General features: G+C 66.5%; 17 protein-coding genes. 5 read left to right on the plus strand and 12 right to left on the minus strand.

What is annotated here, in order from left to right; genetic code table 11:
- Positions 1–55: 55 nt before the first annotated feature.
- The 5 genes from LU493_RS04250 to LU493_RS04270 all read right to left on the minus strand — a co-directional run bounded on the left by LU493_RS04250 (position 56) and on the right by LU493_RS04270 (position 4,570).
- A complete protein-coding gene (locus LU493_RS04250) occupies positions 56–1,459 on the minus strand; it encodes a TRAP transporter large permease (RefSeq protein ID WP_275286548.1) in 1,404 nt (467 codons plus the stop codon).
- Complete coding sequence (locus tag LU493_RS04255) at positions 1,459–2,016, minus strand: TRAP transporter small permease subunit (protein ID WP_275286549.1); 558 nt, start codon at positions 2,014–2,016, stop codon at positions 1,459–1,461. The genes LU493_RS04250 and LU493_RS04255 overlap by 1 nt, the downstream gene beginning before the upstream one ends.
- 192 nt (positions 2,017–2,208) lie before the next feature.
- Positions 2,209–3,030, minus strand: coding sequence for an endonuclease/exonuclease/phosphatase family protein (locus LU493_RS04260; protein ID WP_275286550.1), 822 nt, complete (start codon positions 3,028–3,030; stop codon positions 2,209–2,211).
- A gap of 2 nt (positions 3,031–3,032) precedes the next feature.
- Positions 3,033–3,665, minus strand: coding sequence for a thiol:disulfide interchange protein DsbA/DsbL (locus tag LU493_RS04265; protein ID WP_275286551.1), 633 nt, complete (start codon positions 3,663–3,665; stop codon positions 3,033–3,035).
- Between the two features lie 284 nt (positions 3,666–3,949).
- Positions 3,950–4,570: a c-type cytochrome gene (locus LU493_RS04270; protein WP_275286552.1), complete on the minus strand. Its 621-nt coding sequence runs from the start codon at positions 4,568–4,570 to the stop codon at positions 3,950–3,952.
- Between the two features lie 215 nt (positions 4,571–4,785).
- On the opposite strand from LU493_RS04270, the gene yihA reads away from it, so the two are divergent.
- Entirely contained in the window at positions 4,786–5,406 is a 621-nt protein-coding gene (gene yihA, locus LU493_RS04275; protein ID WP_275286553.1) for a ribosome biogenesis GTP-binding protein YihA/YsxC, read from the plus strand.
- 162 nt (positions 5,407–5,568) lie between these two features.
- Here the strand turns inward: yihA and LU493_RS04280 are convergent, their stop codons facing one another.
- Genes LU493_RS04280 through argH form a run of 7 tightly spaced genes read right to left on the minus strand, consistent with a single transcriptional unit; the run spans position 5,569 to position 11,746 of the window.
- Entirely contained in the window at positions 5,569–6,345 is a 777-nt protein-coding gene (locus LU493_RS04280; RefSeq protein WP_275286554.1) for an HAD family hydrolase, read from the minus strand.
- Complete coding sequence (locus LU493_RS04285) at positions 6,342–7,268, minus strand: tyrosine recombinase XerC (RefSeq protein ID WP_275286555.1); 927 nt, start codon at positions 7,266–7,268, stop codon at positions 6,342–6,344. Before LU493_RS04285 ends, LU493_RS04280 begins: the two co-directional genes overlap by 4 nt.
- Positions 7,261–7,980, minus strand: coding sequence for a DUF484 family protein (locus LU493_RS04290; RefSeq protein ID WP_275286556.1), 720 nt, complete (start codon positions 7,978–7,980; stop codon positions 7,261–7,263). The genes LU493_RS04285 and LU493_RS04290 overlap by 8 nt, the downstream gene beginning before the upstream one ends.
- 37 nt (positions 7,981–8,017) lie before the next feature.
- Complete coding sequence (dapF, locus tag LU493_RS04295) at positions 8,018–8,851, minus strand: diaminopimelate epimerase (protein WP_275286557.1); 834 nt, start codon at positions 8,849–8,851, stop codon at positions 8,018–8,020.
- Positions 8,851–10,140, minus strand: a complete 1,290-nt coding sequence (gene lysA, locus LU493_RS04300) for a diaminopimelate decarboxylase (protein WP_275286558.1) — start codon at positions 10,138–10,140, stop codon at positions 8,851–8,853. The genes dapF and lysA overlap by 1 nt, the downstream gene beginning before the upstream one ends.
- A 2-nt stretch (positions 10,141–10,142) precedes the next feature.
- Positions 10,143–10,316: an LPS translocon maturation chaperone LptM gene (gene lptM, locus LU493_RS20010; protein WP_428994519.1), complete on the minus strand. Its 174-nt coding sequence runs from the start codon at positions 10,314–10,316 to the stop codon at positions 10,143–10,145.
- Positions 10,317–10,327: 11 nt separating this feature from the next.
- Entirely contained in the window at positions 10,328–11,746 is a 1,419-nt protein-coding gene (gene argH, locus LU493_RS04310) for an argininosuccinate lyase (protein WP_275286559.1), read from the minus strand.
- A 255-nt stretch (positions 11,747–12,001) separates the two neighbouring features.
- Here argH and hemC point away from each other — a divergent pair, with 255 nt between their 5' ends.
- Genes hemC through LU493_RS04330 form a run of 4 tightly spaced genes read left to right on the plus strand, consistent with a single transcriptional unit; the run spans position 12,002 to position 16,523 of the window.
- On the plus strand, positions 12,002–12,934 hold the full coding sequence (hemC, locus tag LU493_RS04315; protein ID WP_428994521.1) for a hydroxymethylbilane synthase: 933 nt from the start codon (positions 12,002–12,004) through the stop codon (positions 12,932–12,934).
- Positions 12,934–13,728, plus strand: a complete 795-nt coding sequence (locus LU493_RS04320) for a uroporphyrinogen-III synthase (protein ID WP_275286560.1) — start codon at positions 12,934–12,936, stop codon at positions 13,726–13,728. The genes hemC and LU493_RS04320 overlap by 1 nt, the downstream gene beginning before the upstream one ends.
- Positions 13,729–13,734: 6 nt before the next feature.
- Positions 13,735–15,273, plus strand: a complete 1,539-nt coding sequence (locus LU493_RS04325) for a uroporphyrinogen-III C-methyltransferase (protein WP_275286561.1) — start codon at positions 13,735–13,737, stop codon at positions 15,271–15,273.
- Positions 15,270–16,523 (plus strand): heme biosynthesis HemY N-terminal domain-containing protein, encoded by a 1,254-nt coding sequence (locus LU493_RS04330; protein ID WP_275286562.1) that lies wholly within the window; start codon positions 15,270–15,272, stop codon positions 16,521–16,523. Before LU493_RS04325 ends, LU493_RS04330 begins: the two co-directional genes overlap by 4 nt.
- Positions 16,524–16,671: the final 148 nt, after the last annotated feature.

Here is a 16,671-nt window from a genome sequence, read left to right on the forward strand (position 1 = left end):
TATAGCCGGCCGCGAGCGTTGGACCGTCTGTCCCTTGTCCATGCTCTGCCCTGGCTCAGAACTGATCGGGCAGCCAGGTGGCCAGTTCCGGGAAGAACGCCAGGGCCAGCAGCATGCCCAACTGGATCAAGATGAAGGGAATGACCCCTCGGTAGATGGATGAGGTTGCCACCGAATCCGGTGCCACGCCGCGCAGGTAGAAGAGCGCAAAACCGAAGGGCGGCGTGAGGAATGATGTCTGCAGGTTGATGGCGATCATGATGCCCAGCCAGATGGGATCCAGGCCCATGGCCAGCAGGATCGGGCCGACGATCGGCACCACCACGAAGGTGATTTCGATGAAGTCGAGAATGAAGCCGAGCAGGAAGATCACCAGCATGACGACCAGCGTCGCGCCGACGACCCCGCCGGGCATGTTCTCGAAAAGATGCGTCACCAGCTCTTCACCGCCATAGGCGCGGAAGACCAGCGAGAACAGTGCCGCACCGATCAGGATCAGGAAGACCATGGTGGTGACGTTGGCCGTGGAGCGGAGCGCCTCCCGGAGGGTGGCCAGATCCAGGCGGCGATAGGCCAGGGCCAGCGTCAGGGCGCCGAAGGCCCCGACCGCCGAGGCCTCGGTGGGCGTGGCGAAGCCGCCGAGAATCGAGCCGAGTACCACCACGATCAGCACGATGGGCGGCACCAGCCCTTTCAGCAACAGCCAGCCCAGCCCGCCTTCGTGGCCGAGCTCCGCCATCAATTCCTGACGGTCGGCGGCCGGTGCGGCGCTTGGCTTGAGCCAGGCAATGACGGTGACATAAGCGATATACAGCACGACCAGAATCAGGCCCGGCACCAGGGCGCCCATGAAGAGGTCGCCCACCGATACCGTCTTGGGGCTGAAGATGCCCATGGACAACTGGGCCTGTTGATAGGCCGAGGACAGCACGTCGCCGAGCAGCACCAGGGCGATGGAGGGGGGAATGATCTGTCCCAGGGTGCCGGTGGCACAGATGGTGCCGGTGGCCAGCGAAGGGCTGTAGTGACGCTTGAGCATGGTCGGCAGCGACATCAGGCCCATGGTCACCACGGTGGCGCCGACGATACCGGTGGAGGCCGCCAGCAGCATGCCGACCAGAGTCACCGAGATACCGAGCCCGCCGCGCAACGAGCCGAACAGCAGCGCCATGGCGTCGAGCAGGGTCTCGGCGACCCGGGATTTCTCCAGCAGCACGCCCATCAACACGAAAAGCGGCACCGCCAGCAGTGTCTGGTTGGTCATGATGCCGTAGAGGCGGTTGGGGAAGGCGGACAGGTAGCCACCGTCGAAATTGGCGTCGATGCCCAGGGCCTCGAGCCCGAAACCCATGCCGGCGAAGGCCAGGGCAGTCCCGGCCAGAGACAGGGCAACCGGATAGCCGAACATCAGCACGGTGCAGATGACCGCGAACAGCACCAGCGGCATGAATTCCAGCATCACAGGTGCTCCTCGTGGTTCGGGGTGTCGTCGTCGGGATCGAGTCGCCCCGTCAGGATCAGGACATTGCGGCCGGCCTCTACCAGACCCTGCAGGCTCATCAGGATGGCGAACAGCGGGATCAGCGTCTTGAGCAGAAAGACGCCGGGAATGCCGCCGGAGTCGGGCGAGCCCTCGAGAATCGCCCAGGACTTGCCCACATAGCCGAGGCTGACGAGGATCGTGAAGACCATCACCGGCAGCAACAGCAGCAGGGTGCCGAGCAGATCGACCAGCGCCTTGCGACGGGCCGACATGCCTCGGTAGAAGATGTCCACTCGCACATGGCCGTCATGGCGCAGGGTGTAGGCAGCGGCGAGCATGAAGACCGTGGCGTGCAGGTACATCACCGATTCCTGCATGGGAATGCTGTTGATGCTGAAGGCATAGCGCAGCACCACGATCAGGAACTGGATCAGCATCATGGCCAGGATCAGCCATGACAGGCTCCTGCCGAGCCATTCGGAGAGATGATCTAGCCGGGCGAGGAGGCGCGGCAACTCGCGTGTTTGGGACATGAGGTTCTCGCTGGGCAGCCATTGGCGTCGAACCGGCGCGACGCGCCGACGCAGTCAACGCAGACTATACGGGAAAGGGCGAGATTCTGTCAGGCGAGGCGGATTAACCTTTAGGGCTATTGCAGTGGGATCTGTCGACGGATCAGCCCGAGCGACAAAGCTTGAAGGCGATGCCCTGGGTCAATCTTGGTATCAGGCAGGCGTGTCGCGGTTCAGCAAGGTATCGCGACAGGCATCCGGCAGACACACATCGATCGCTACCGGCAGGTGGTCGGAGAACAGGTGCTCCAGCACCTCGACGCGGTCGGCCTGCAGGGAGTCGGACAGCAGGATGTGGTCCAGGGCACGGCGCGGCTGCCAGGACGGATAGCTGAGCGCCGGTCGAACGGGATGCAACGGCAACGAGTCGCGGAAACGCGAATGGGCGTGCAACTGGTCCGGCGTGCAGTTTAGGTCCCCCATCACCACCACATGGCGCAGTGGCTGGACCAGCTCGCTGAGATAGTCGAGCTGGCGCACCCGGGCGCGGTGGCTCAATGCCAGGTGCGCGACAAACAGGTGCAGGGCGTCCGGGCCGTCGCCGAAACGGGCATGGATGGCCCCTCGTCCGGGCATCGGGCCGGGCAGGCTGTGCTCTTCGATGTGCCGGGGCGTCAACCTCGACAGCAGGCCGTTGCTGTGCTGGGCGAGCTGGCCCAGGTTGCGGTTGAGTTGCTGGAAGTGATGGGGAAAGCCGGCGCGGCTGGCCAGGTACTCGACCTGATTGACGCGACCCGAGCGGAAGCTGCCGCCGTCGACTTCCTGGAGGCCGACGACGTCGAAGCGACTCAACACCTCGCCGATCATGTCGAGCCGCTTGAGTCGTTGCGGGTGCGGCAGCAGATGCTGCCAGCTACGCGTGAGGTAATGATGGTAGGCCGAGGTCTGGATGCCTACCTGAAGATTGAAGGTCAGCAGCTTGAGATGGCCATCCTCGAGGGCCGGCCATCGTGCCTCGGCCAGGGACGATCCCATCGTCAGTTCGCTCGCTCCTCGCGCACCTTGTCCACCAGGTCACCGGCGATCCGGGGCATGTTGTCGAGGCTGCCGGCGCTGCTCGGCGTCACCACGTAGCGGCCATCGATGATCAGTGCCGGTACGCCCATCAGCTGCATGTTGCGCATGCGCGCGTGGGCCTGGTTGACCTGGCTCTTCACGCCGAAAGAGTTCAGTGCTTCCAGGGCCTCGTCCTCGCTGACGCCGTAATCGCTGAAGAAGGCCGCGACCGCCTCGGGTTCGGTCAACTGGCGGTCCTGCTCATGGATGGCATCGAAGAAATCGGCATGCAGGTCCTGCTGGATGCCCAGCTCCCTGGCGGCGTAGAAGGCGGCGGCGTGCTTGTTCCAGGCACCGCCCATGGTAGCCGGCATGCGCTCGAATACGACGTCGTCGGGCAGTCCATCGACCCAGGCATTGAGCGTGTCTTCCAGGTCATAGCAGTGCGGGCAGCCGTACCAGAATGCCTCGGTGACCTCGATCTTGCCATCCTCGACGTGGGTCTTCACCGGCTCGTCCAGGGTGCTGTAATGCTGGCCTTCCACGAGGGGAGCGGCAGTGGCGATGGTGGACAGGCCGAGGCCCGCCAGCGCGACCATCAGGGACTTGAGCATGATGCGAATCTCTCCTTGCGTGATTCAGGTTCCAGGGTCAGCCATCAGGGTGGCATCGCCGGCTTGGAGTCCGACACGGCGCGGGGGTTCCCCATGAGCCGCATTCGAGTCGATCCTGCGCGGCGGCGATGCCGGACTCAAGGAAATACTGAATAAATCGCCGAGCATAGTGAAGCGCAAGGCGCACGGAGCACAGAAAGCGAGACATAACGAGGGGTTAGGCGAGCTTTCGAGCACCGCGCAACGAAGCGATTTGCATGCGCAGGCATTTAAGCAGTGTTTCCTCAATGCAGGCCGAGCACATAATTCGCCAGGGCATTCATGTCACGTTCGCTCAACCTGGCAGCGATGTCACGCATGATACCGTTGGGGTCGTTGTCGCGACTCCCCTCGGCGAAGGCCTTCAGTGCGGCGATGGTATAGTCGGTCTTCTGGCCCGACAACGCCGGATAGGCGGCGCTGCCGATGCCGGCCCCGGTGGGCGTATGACAGGCACTGCAGGCGGGCAGGCCGCGTTCCAGATCGCCGGCGCGGTAGAGCTCGCGACCGTGGGCCACCAGGGCCTCGTCCGGGTCGGCCTGACCCAGTTCCGGTGTCTGCTCGGCGTAGAAGGCCGCCACATTGCGGATGTCCTGATCGGAAAAGTCGTCCAGTTGTCCGGTCATCTGCGGCACCTGGCGGTCGCCGTCGCGGATTTCCTCGAGTTGCTTGACCAGGTAAGTGGCCTTCTGGCCGGCGAGGTTGGGAAACAGGCCGGAGGGGCTGACGCCGGTCTGGCCGTGGCAGGCGGCGCAGGGGGCGGCCTTTTCGCGGCCGGCAGCGGTATCCGCTTCCATGACGGTGTCCGCCGCGACGGCGTTCCATGCGGCCATGAACATGACCAGGCTTGCCAGTAGCTGTCTCATCGCTGTTCCACTTATGTCGTTGTCTTGTCCCGGCCGCCGGGGCGTCCGGATTATTATGGTTTCGACACTTGCCTCGCCGGTCGTCGTCGGCGCGGACCCGGTGATATAATCTCGATGCCCGGGTCGCAGACACATGATGCTGCAGTATAACGGAGCCCCCGGAACGCGGAAACGACACCGTTTCACGCTTTCCTCGACCAACATCAGGATCTGCCATGTCGCGACTCAATTACCAGGCCGCCCGTTTTCTCACCAGTGCGCCGACCCTGGCGAAATGCCCGACGGACACGGGTGCCGAGGTCGCCTTCGCTGGCCGCTCCAACGCCGGAAAGTCCAGTGCCATCAACGTCCTGACTCGTCAGAAGGCCTTGGCACGAACTTCCAAGACACCCGGCCGAACCCAGTTGATCAACTTCTTCACGCTGGGAGACGACACCGAGCTCCGTCTGGTCGACCTGCCTGGTTATGGGTATGCCAAGGTACCCGATTCCGTCAAGCTGGAGTGGCAACGCCATCTGGCCGATTACCTGCAACGTCGCGCCTCGTTGCGTGGCCTGGTGCTGCTGATGGACGTGCGTCATCCGCTCACCGAATTCGATCAGACCATGCTGGGGTGGGCCGATGAGCAGGACATGCCCGTGCACATCCTGCTGACCAAGGCCGACAAGCTGAAGAGCGGCGCCGCCAAGAACGCCCTGCAGCAGGTGCGGTCCCAGCTGCGCGAGTGGGAGGACCTGGTTTCCATCCAGTTGTTCTCGGCGCTCAAGAAGCAAGGCGTCGACGAGGTGCATCAGCGCCTCGACGACTGGTTGCTGAGCGAAACACCTACCAGCTAGTGCATTGGGGCATCCGGAGGCAGGCTTTCGTGAGGGCGCTGTGAACCCTTCCCTGGGCGCTACATCCGCCATCCATGGCGGATGACCCTCGCTACACCTGCCTCCGGAGGTCGGTGTCGTGCAGAGGCGCTGTGTTTTTGGCCTGCTGTTTTCATCAGCCAGTTAGTCTCCCGTGGCGATGTCCTGCTCCCGCTCCATCCACTCCAGCAGGTCCGGTAGTTCCCTGACATGCTCCAGCCGATACGTGCCCGCGGGCATGGGCGTGTCGGCCGGGGCGTGCGGGGCGATCCAGGCTGCCTGCATGCCCAGCCGGAGCGCCGGCAGGATGTCCTCCTGCCAGGAATCGCCCACGTGCAGTGCCTGGGCCGGTGTCGCGCCCAGGCGGCTGAGCGTCGCAAGGAAGGGGCGGGCGTCGGGCTTGGGGGCCGGCATCTCGCCGGCAGCGATGACCACGTCGAAGTGACGCGACAGCGCCAATCGATGGAAGGCCAGGTTGCCGTTGGTGATGGCCCCCAGGCGGAACCGCTGTGCGAGGGTTTCGAGCATCGGTTCCGTCTCGGGATAGGGCGAGACCTCCAGACGCAGGGCATGGAAGCGTGCCATGGTGCGCGAGGCCCAGAGCCAGGCCGACGCCCGCGACAGGCCGAACGCCTCCAGCAGGTCGACCAGGGCACGCTCGCGTATCCAGGTGAAGTCGCCGCGGCGCAGTGGATGCGCCTTGGCCAGGTGCTGGCGGTGGGCCTGATAGCGCTCGATGGGCATGGCCGCCGAGAATCGCCGGCACTCGCCGTCATGGTGGGCCAGCCAGTCGGCCAGCTGTTCGTCGAGCCAGGCGTAGTGTGCCTCCTCGGTGCGGGCCATCACGCCCTGGTTGTCCCAGAGGGTGTCGTCGAGGTCGAAGGTCAGGGCGCGGAGCCGGGTATCGAGATATCGCGTCATGTGTCGTCGGTGTCGCGTCGACGGCGGGCACGAGGGTGGGCGGCGTCGTAGCCGGCCGCCAGGTGTTGCCAGTCGAGTCGCGTATAGACCTGGGTAGTGGAAAGGTTGGCGTGGCCGAGCAGTTCCTGAACCGCGCGCAGATCCTGGCTGGATTCGAGCAGATGGCTGGCGAAGGAGTGGCGCAGCCGATGTGGATGCAGATGCTCCGCGAGCCCTCGGGTGAGCGCCAGTTGCCTCAGGCGTTGCTGGATCGCCCGATGGCCGAGGCGGTGGCCTCGGGCGCCGACGAACAGGGCCGATTCGCCGTCGGCGGCCAGGGCACCCCGCAGCGACAACCAGGCCGTGAGGGCCTGATCGGCGCGTCGACCTACCGGCACCTGGCGAGGCTTGCGTCCCTTGCCGAGTACGTGAACCCGCTGGGCATGGAGGTCGTCGAGATCGAGGGCGGCCAGTTCGGCCAGGCGCAGGCCGCTGGAATAGAAGAGTTCCAGCATGGCCTGGTCGCGGCACGCCAGGGGCGAGCCATCATGGGGCGTGTCGAGAAAGTGCGCCAGGGCATCCACATCCACGGGGCGGGGAAGATCGCGGGGCACGCGCGGCGTGCGGACCAGCGATGCCGGGTTGTGATCCAGGTGCCCCTGGGCCATCAGGTGCTCGGCGAAGCGCGACAGGGCCGCGCGGCGCCGCGCCAGGCTACGCGGGGCCAGGCCCCTCGCTCGCTCGCCACCGAGGAAGCGACGCAGCAGCGCGGCGTCCAGGGCGGCGGGGTCCTCGACGTCATGCCGCTCGAGAAACTCGAGCAACGCCGCCAGGTCGCGACGGTAGGCGTCCACCGTGGCCGGACTGGCGGTGCGGGCAAGGGCCTCGAGAAAGGCGTTCGCCTCTCGCCCGAGCGGCGTCGAGGCGTCAAGGAGCCTAGCCATGATCCGGTGGCGTCAATCGCACCAGCAGCCGGGCCATCACATCCCCGACATATTCGGTGAACAGGGTGTCCATGCTGGCGCGGAAGTGATCCGACGCGGGGCTGGCCAGCACCAGATAGCCCACGGGCTCACCCACCGCGAGTCGTGTCAGGGCGCAGGAGCCACTCTTCTCGGGTGGCGTGGCATGGGGCAGCAGGCGTTGCCAGTCGGAACGCGTCAGCCGGGTGCAGCGGCTGGTGCGGTCGTCGAGCAGGGCGGACAGGCGCTGTGCCGTATGGTCGTCGAGGACATGGCGCGGCGGTTGAGGTGGCTGGGGCTCGCGGTCGGTGAGGCTGGGCGAGCACCAGAGGGCCACCGCCGGTGTCTGGAAGTGCTCGCTCAACTGAGTGGCCAGGGCCTGCCCCAGAGCATCGCCATCCTCGGCTTCCAGCAGCGCCAGGACCAGCTCTCGCGTGCGACGATACTGGGCCTCGTTGTGACGGGCGGAGTCCAGCAGCTGCTCGAGGCGGCCCTCGGCATGCTCGGCGCGACTGCGCAGGTCGGCCACCAGGCGTTCGAGCAGGGAGGTCGCCCCCCGGGCCTCGGGGTGAGGTACCCGGAGTTGCTGCAACAGGCCTTCACGGCCGACGAAGAAGTCGGGGTGCCGGGCCAGCCACTGGGCCACGACATCCGGGTCCAGGGTCTTGCGCGGCTCGGGAGCGGCTCGAGTCATGGCGGGTTCTCCTTGGTGTGGCTGTCGGGCCTGGGCATCAGTTGATGGCCACGCGTCCCTCGAAGATGCGCTCGGCGGGACCTGTCATGATCAGGTTCGCCCCGGCGTCGGGCCAGTCGATCCTCAGTTGGCCGCCGGGCAGATGCACGGTGACCGGGCTCTCGAGCAGGCCCTGGCGAATACCGCAGGCCACGGCGGCGCAGGCGCCGGTGCCGCAGGCCAGAGTCTCGCCGCTGCCCCGCTCGTAGACCCTCAGGCGTATCTCGTGGGAAGACACGACCTGCATGAAGCCCGCATTGACGCGCCGGGGAAAGCGCGGATGGCCCTCGATGGCCGGGCCCAGGGTCGCGACCGGGGCGATTGCCACGTCATCCACGCGCAGCACCGCATGGGGGTTGCCCAGCGAGGCCACGCCGATCGAAAGGCGTTGTCCGTCCACCTCCAGGTCGTGCAAGGGGCGCTCGCCATCGGCCTCGAAGGGCAGGTCCTGCGGTGCGAAGCGTGGCCTGCCCATGTCCACGCTGACATGGTCGTCATCGCCGACGACCAGGGTCAGCGGGCCGCCGGCGGTCTCGACGCGAATTTCCCGCTTGTGGGTCAGGCGCTGGTCGAGCACGAAGCGCGCGAAGCACCGCGCGCCGTTGCCGCAGTTTTCCACCTCGCTGCCGTCGGCATTATAGATGCGGTAGCGGAAGTCCATGTCCGGGTCACGGGGTGGCTCGACCACCAGCAGCTGGTCGAAACCGATGCCGAAACGCCGGTCGGCCAGGCTGCGGATCTGCTCGTCGCGCAACCTGGCTCGCTGGGTGACCAGGTCGACGACCATGAAGTCGTTGCCCAGGCCGTGCATCTTGGTGAACTGCAGCAACATCAGGGCGAGTCTCCCCCGGTCGTTGCGTCGTCCGGCAGCGTTGATTCACCGGCCCAGAGATCCTCGAGGCGCTCGCGGCGGCGCACCAGGTGAACGCGGTCCCCGTCCACCATCACTTCGGGAGGACGCGGACGGCTATTGTAGTTCGAGGCCATGACGAAACCGTAGGCGCCAGCGGAGCGCACCGCCAGCAAATCGCCGGCGGCGATGGCGAGACGGCGTTCCTTGCCGAGGAAATCGCCGGTCTCGCAGACCGGGCCGACCACATCGTAGGTGTCGGCCTCTCGCGTCGGGCGGGTATCCACCGGCAGGATCGCCTGCCAGGCTTGATAGAGCGCCGGGCGAATCAGGTCATTCATGGCAGCGTCGACGATGGCGAAGTTCTTGGTTTCGCCGGGCTTGAGGAATTCCACCCGGGTCAGCAGGACGCCGGCGTTGGCGGCGATGGAACGCCCCGGTTCGAACAGCAGTGTCAACCGCTCGCTGCCCGGCCAGCGCGACAGCCGTTCGAGCAGCGAGGTGGCGTAGTCGAAGGGCTGGGGAGGGTTCTCGTCCTGATAGGGCACGCCCAGCCCCCCGCCCAGGTCGAGATGCTCGACCTCGATGCCGGCATCGCGCAGGCGCTCGAGCAGAGTCAGCAGGCGGTCCAGGGCGTCGAGGAACGGCGAGAGTTCGGTGAGCTGGGAGCCGATATGACAGTCCAGGCCGGCGACGCGCACGTTTTCCAGCGCGGCGGCCTGACGATAGACCTCGAAGGCCTCGTCCACCGGGATACCGAACTTGTTGTCCTTCAGACCGGTGGAAATATAAGGGTGGGTGCCGGCGTCGACATCCGGATTGACGCGCAGCGACACCGGCGCCACCTTGCCGAGCCCCCGGGCCACGGCATCGAGGCGTTCCAGCTCGGCCCGGGATTCGACATTGAAGCACTTGATGCCGACCTCCAGTGCCCGGGCCAGTTCGTTCTCCTGCTTGGCGACGCCGGAGAAGACAACCTTGGCGGGGTCGCCGCCGGCGGTCAGCACGCGCTCCAGTTCGCCCACCGAGACGATATCGAAGCCGGCGCCGAGGCGTGCCAGCAGGCCCAGCACCGCCAGGTTGGCGTTGGCCTTGACGGCATAGCAGATCAGGTGGGGATGGCCGCCCAGTGCCTCGGTATAGGCGCGGAAGTGGCGCGCCAGGGTGGCCTTGGAATAGACGTAGCAGGGCGTGCCGAACGCGTCGGCGATGTGCGTGAGGTCGACATCCTCGCCGTGCAGGACGCCGTCCCGGTAGTCGAAATGATCCATGTCTAGTCGCCTTCTTCGTCGGCGGCCCGCTCGGGCGTGGTGGCGTCGTTGCGTTCGGTCGTGGCCTCGTCACGCGGGCTGTAGCGCTCCGCGGCGGCCTCGTTGTCGGGCTGGTAGAGCGGCCCCTTCTGGCCGCAGCCGGCCAGCGCGACGGCCAGGAACAGGAGAATGGGCACGAGCCGGCGCATCAGTCACGGCTCCTCGGCGCCGCGAGTGCTTCGCGGGCCCGCTGGGCGGCGGCGCGTACCTGATCCGGGGCGGTGCCACCGATGTGGTTGCGGGCGGCCACCGAGCCTTCCAGCGTCAGCACCTCGAAGACGTCTTCGCCGATCGTGGCGGAGAAGCCCTGCAGCTCCTCGAGGCTCATCTCCGAGAGATCCTTACCCTCGCGCAGGCCATGTGCCACGGACTGACCGACGATCTCGTGGGCATCGCGAAAGGCCACGCCCTTGCGCACCAGGTAGTCGGCCAGGTCGGTGGCGGTGGAGAAGCCCTTGCGGGCCGCCTCGAACATGTTGTCCGACTTGGCCTCGATGGCCGGCACCATGTCGGCGAAGGCCTTGAGGCAGTCCTGCACGGTGGCGACGGTATCGAACAGCGGCTCCTTGTCTTCCTGGTTGTCCTTGTTGTAGGCCAGTGGCTGCGACTTCATCAGCGTCAGCAGGCTCATCAGGTGGCCGTAGACACGGCCGGACTTGCCGCGCACGAGTTCCGGCACATCCGGATTCTTCTTCTGCGGCATGATCGACGAGCCGGTGCAGAAACGGTCGGGCAGGTCGATGAAATCGAACTGGGCGCTGGTCCACAGCACCAGCTCCTCGCTCATGCGTGACAGATGCATCAGCAGCACGCTGGCGAAGCTGGTGAATTCGATGGCGAAATCGCGATCGCTCACGGCATCGAGGCTGTTCTCGGCGGGGCGTTCGAAGCCCAGCAGCTCGGCGGTGACATGGCGGTCGATGGGGTAGGTGGTGCCGGCCAGGGCGGCGGCGCCCAGCGGCAGCACGTTGACCCGCTTGCGGCAGTCGAGCAGCCGCTCGTGATCGCGGGCCAGCATCTCCTGCCAGGCCAGCAGATGATGACCGAAGGTCACCGGCTGGGCGGTCTGCAGGTGGGTGAAGCCGGGCATGATGGTATCGGCCTCGCGATCCGCGAGCTCGATGAGCCCCTCGCGCAGTCGGGCCAGCTCGGCGGCCACGGAGTCGATCTCGTCGCGCAGGAACAGGCGGATGTCGGTGGCCACCTGATCGTTGCGCGAACGACCGGTGTGCAGCTTCTTGCCGATGATGCCGATCTTCTCGGTCAGGCGCGCCTCGATGTTCATGTGCACGTCCTCGAGATCCACCGACCAGGCGAAGCTGTCGGCCTCGATCTCGCCGGCGACCTCGTCGAGGCCGCCGAGGATGGCGTCGCGCTCATCCTCGGTGAGCACGCCCACCCGGGCAAGCATGGTGGCATGGGCGCGCGAGCCCTGGATGTCGTGCAGGGCCAGACGACGGTCGAAGTCGACCGAGGCGGTGAAGCGGGCGACGAAGGCGTCGGTGGGCTCGCTGAAGCGGCCGCCCCAGGACTGGTTGGTACTGTTGCTCGTCGGGCTTGAGCTCATCGGCTGACATCCTGCTGACTGTTCGGTGGGTGACGGTGCCGGCGGTGCCCCCGGCCGCGCTGGTTGACATGCCGGAAGTGTACCAGAGTCCGAAGGGCAGGCGAGGGGCGGCTATCGCCGACATTGCCCGCAGGCGGCGATTTTTCCTGTTCCCTCCGGTACTTTATGATGATGGAAAATCATGTCATCACCACCGGGCCCGGTCGCGGCACCGCCGCGATGCGCGAACCGGTACGGGGGAACCAGGTGCAAGCCATGCAGACGCTGCGTATCGCCACTCGCAAGAGTCAGTTGGCCATGTGGCAGGCCGAACATGTCCGCGACCGTTTGATGGAAGTCCATCCGGCGCTGAAGGTGGAACTGGTGGCCCTGTCCACTCGCGGGGACCAGATTCTCGACACGCCGCTGGCCAAGGTGGGCGGCAAGGGGTTGTTCGTCAAAGAACTCGAGGAGGCGATGCTCGACGGCCGGGCCGATATCGCCGTGCACTCCATGAAGGACGTGCCCATGCAGTTTCCCGAGAGCCTCGGCCTGTCGGTGATTCTGGCCGGGGCCGAGCCGACCGATGCCTTCATCTCCCATCATTACGCCTCGATCGACGAGCTGCCCGAGGGCGCACGAATCGGTACCTCGAGCCTGAGGCGCGGCCTGCAGATGCGTGAACGACGCCCCGACCTGGAAGTGTTGAGCCTGCGTGGCAACGTCCAGACGCGGCTCGGCAAGCTCGACGATGGCGAGTTCGATGCCATCCTGCTGGCCACCTCAGGCCTCAAGCGCCTGGGACTCGAGGCGCGCATCACCCAGGAGCTGCCGCCGGAGGTCTGCCTGCCGGCCTGCGGGCAGGGGGCGCTGGGTATCGAGTGTCGCATGCACGACGCCGAGCTGATCGGCTTGCTGGCGCCGCTGGATGACCCGGATACCGCGACTCGGGTGCGTGCCGAACGGGCCATGAATACCCGCCTCGAGGGAGGCTGCCAGGTGCCGATCGCCGGCCATGCGGTGTTCGAGGACGATGGCCAGACGCTCTGGCTGCGTGCCCTGGTCGGCAACCCCGAGGGGACCCAGGTGCTGCGTGCCGAGGGGCGCGGTTCCATCCACGAACCCGAGGCCCTGGGCATCCGTGTGGCGGAAGAGTTGCTCGATCAGGGCGCCGGTGAAATTCTCGCCGAGGTCTACGGCGCCGGCTGATGGTGAGCATGCCGGTCGTGATCTGCCGCCCGGGGGCGCGTGCCGCCCCGCTGGCCGAGGCCATCGAGGCTGCGGGCTTCGCCGTCGAGCGCGGCGAGGTGATGGCGCTGGAGGCGTTGCCCGAGACCCGGGCGATGCGCAATGCCTGGCTGGATTTCGACCAGTTCCAGCGAGTGGTGGTGACCAGCCCCTTCGCCGCCGAATGCCTCGCCGAGGCGCTGGACCGGTATTGGCCCCAGTTGCCCGTGGGGATCGAATATTACGGCGTGGGACCGAGCACCGCCGAGGCCCTGCACGACGCGCTGGGGGCGCGTGTTCATGTGCCGCCGCCACGGGCCGGGGAACACTCCAGCGAGACGCTGCTCTCATTGGGGTCGCTGCAACGGCTGGAGGGGCAGCGTACCTTGCTGGTCGCCGGCGAAGGGGGACGCACGCTGCTGGCCGAGACGCTGGCCGAGCGTGGTGCGCGGTTGACGCATCTGGCGATCTATCGGCGGCGTCTTCTCGAGCCGTCGCCGGTGTTGCAGCGTCGGTTGCGCGAGGGCGACTATCATGCGTTGGTGGTGAGTAGCGGAGAAATCCTCGAACATCTGGCAAGATGGTGTTCGCGTACCGCCTTGGACCAACCGTTAATCGTATCCAGTCACCGGTTGGCTACACTGGCCGGCACACTGGGGTTTCGTGTTCCCGTCGTGGCATCGGGAGCCACGCCCGCCGCACTCGCGGCCGCCGTGGCACGGGCCCGGGACCCGGAGGAGGCCGATGTCGATCATGACGATCTCGAAAAGGGCTAGCGACAGATGAGCAAGCAATCACAAGATCAGGATGAACAGCAGGCGCCCTCCGGCGAAGCCCAGGGCGGTGCCGATGCAGGGACCACGGAGCGCCAGCCGGAAGAGAGCGGCAAGACCGGGAGCTCATCGCCGTCGCGACGCTCGCGTCGACGCGGCAAGGGGGGTGGCGAGGCGACGACGTCTTCCACGACCCATGCCAAGGCCGGTAGCGCGTCCAGCGATGCCGGGGTCTCTGCCCAACCGTCGGACAAGGCCGGTGGAACGGCCGCCACGTCCGCTGGCGATACCGAGAAGGCCGGTGCAACGGGTACAGAGAAAAGTGCCGAGAAAAAGGACGCCAGCAAGTCGTCCGGCTCGGCAGCCGCCGCGAGCGCTTCCCGCTCTGGTGGCAGCAAGAGCACGGCCGGCAAGGGAACGAGCAGATCGGCGAGTGGCAAGACGAGCGCCGGCACCGGACAATCCGGTGGCAGCGGCAGCGGCAGCGGCAGCGGCAGCGGCAGCGGCAGCGATGGCAATGGCGACAAGCGTGGCAAGGCCGGAGCCCTGGCCCTGGTGCTGGTGATCCTGCTGGCGATCGCCGTTGGCATCTTCGGCTGGCTGGGATGGCAGCGACTGCAGGCCCAGCAGCAGCGGTTGGCCGAGGTGCCCGAGCAGCCGGCGACCCAGGGGCAGGTGAGCGAGCTCTCGAACCGGCTGCAGAGCGGCCAGAGCGAGCGTGAATCGGCGGTTGCCTCGTTGCGCGAGGAGTTCGAGTCGTATCGTGGCAACGTCGACGCCAATCTCGACAGGGTCCTCCAGCAACTGTCCCGGCAGCAGCAGACCGACGAGCGGGAATGGCTGCACGCCGAGGCCGCCTATCTGCTGCGCCTGGCCAACCAGCGTCTGCAACTGGAGCGCGACGTCGAGGGTTCCGCCGCGCTGCTGCGTACCGCCGACGCCCGACTCAAGGAAGCCGACAACCCGGCGTTGATGCCGGTGCGCCGCGAGATCGCCTCGGAACTGGCCGCCCTGCGTTCGGTGCCGGATATCGACCGTACCGGCCTGTACCTTTCGCTCAACGCCCTTCAGGAACAGATCGCCGGGCGTCCCCTGGCCCAGGATGTCGAGGAGGTCACCGGCGATGCCTCGATCGAGGAGGCGCCTTCCGGTGGCTGGCAGGAGCAGCTGTCGAAGGTCGGCGGGGAGCTCAAGGACCTGGTGACGGTGCGCAAGCATGACGAGGCGCTGGAGGCCCTGATCTCGCCGGAGCAGGAGTCCTACCTGCGGCAGAGCGTGCGCCTGGTGCTGGAACAGGTCCAGCTGGCGCTGCTCAAGGAAGAACAGGAACTGTATGACGCCAGCCTCGACAAGGCGTTGACGCTGATCCGCGGTTACTACGATACCGACGACAGCGGCGTTCAAGGCGTCCTGTCACGGCTCGAGGAACTCAAGGGGCGCCATATTCGTCCTGAACTGCCGGATATCAGCGGCTCGCAACAGGCGCTGCAGACATTCATCGAGAACCGCTTCGAGGCGGGTGGCGACGGCCAGGGAGACGAGGCATGAGGAAGCTGATTCTGATCGTGGTCGTCGGCCTCGCGATCGGGGCGCTGCTCGGCCAGTTGATGATGTCGGTACCCGGCTACTGGCTGGTGCGGGTCGGTGACACCTCCTACCAGACCACCTTCTGGTTCGGCCTGGTACTGTTGCTGGCGGCCTTCGTGGTGCTGCATTTCGTGCTGAGGCTGCTCATGCGCCTCTCCCGGCCGGTCAGCCGTTTCAAGGGCTGGAGCAGTCGGTCGCGCAATCGCAGCGCCATGCGCCGGACCGTGCGTGGCCTGGTGGCCCTGGCCGAGGGGCGCTGGAAGCGTGCCGAGAAGGCGCTGGTCAAGGCCGCCGACGACTCCAGCACCCCGCTGGTCAACTACCTCTCCGCCGCTCTGGCGGCCCATTACCAGGGGCGCTATGAGCAGGCCGATACCCTGCTCAAGCGGGCCCATCTGAGTACCGAGGGCGCCGATACGGCGGTGGGCATGATGCAGGCTCAACTGATGCTGGACCGCCAGCAGTACGAAGAAGCCCTGGCGATCCTGACGCGCCTGGACCGCCATCTGCCCAACCATCCGCAGGTTCTCAAGCAACTCAAGCAGGCCTACCTCAGCGTCAGCGACTGGGACGGCCTGCGTCGCCTGATGCCTCGCCTGGGCGCCCAGCAGCTGATCTCCCAGGAAGAGCGCGATCAGCTCGAGCAACGGGCCTATCGCGAGTTGATCGCCCAGGAGGCGAGGGAGGCCGGCGATATCGAGCGGGTGCGTACCCTCTGGGCCGATATGCCCGATCACTTGCGCGGCAACGTCGATCTGGTCGTGCTCTATGCCGAGGCCCTGGTGCGTGGCGATCAGCAGGCCATCGCCGAGCGTCTGCTGCGCCAGTCGCTCAAGGACCACTGGGATAGCCGCCTGGTGCTGCGTTACGGGCTGCTCGAGGTGGATGCGGCGCGTCAGCTGGTGGTGGCCGAGAAATGGCTGCAGGAGCGTCCCAATGATCCGGACCTGTTGCTGACCCTGGGGCGCCTGTCGTTGCGCAACGCCTACTGGGGCAAGGCACAGGAGTATTTCGAGGCCAGCCATCGCCAGCGTCCCAGCGGCGTGGTCTGCGCGGAGCTGGCGCGGCTCTATGCCAGCCTGGGCGAGCACAACAAGAGTCAGCTCTACTATCGACAGAGTGTCGAACTGCTCGACAAGTCGCTTCCCTCGCTGCCGCAACCCACTGAACCGGAAGACACGTTGTCACGGAGCACACGGAAAGCGTCCTGATGCCCTCCGATGCCGCTTCGGCATGACATTGCCCGCGACGGGGCGGCCTTCGGGTCGCCCCGTCGTCGTTTCCGGCGTTGGCACGCATCACCGGGCACTCCGTCTTGACCGGGCGCCGTCGCGTGACGGTGTCTCGGGGGCGAGCGGC

Source organism: Halomonas elongata, assembly GCF_029081005.1.
Taxonomy (GTDB): domain Bacteria; phylum Pseudomonadota; class Gammaproteobacteria; order Pseudomonadales; family Halomonadaceae; genus Halomonas; species Halomonas elongata_B.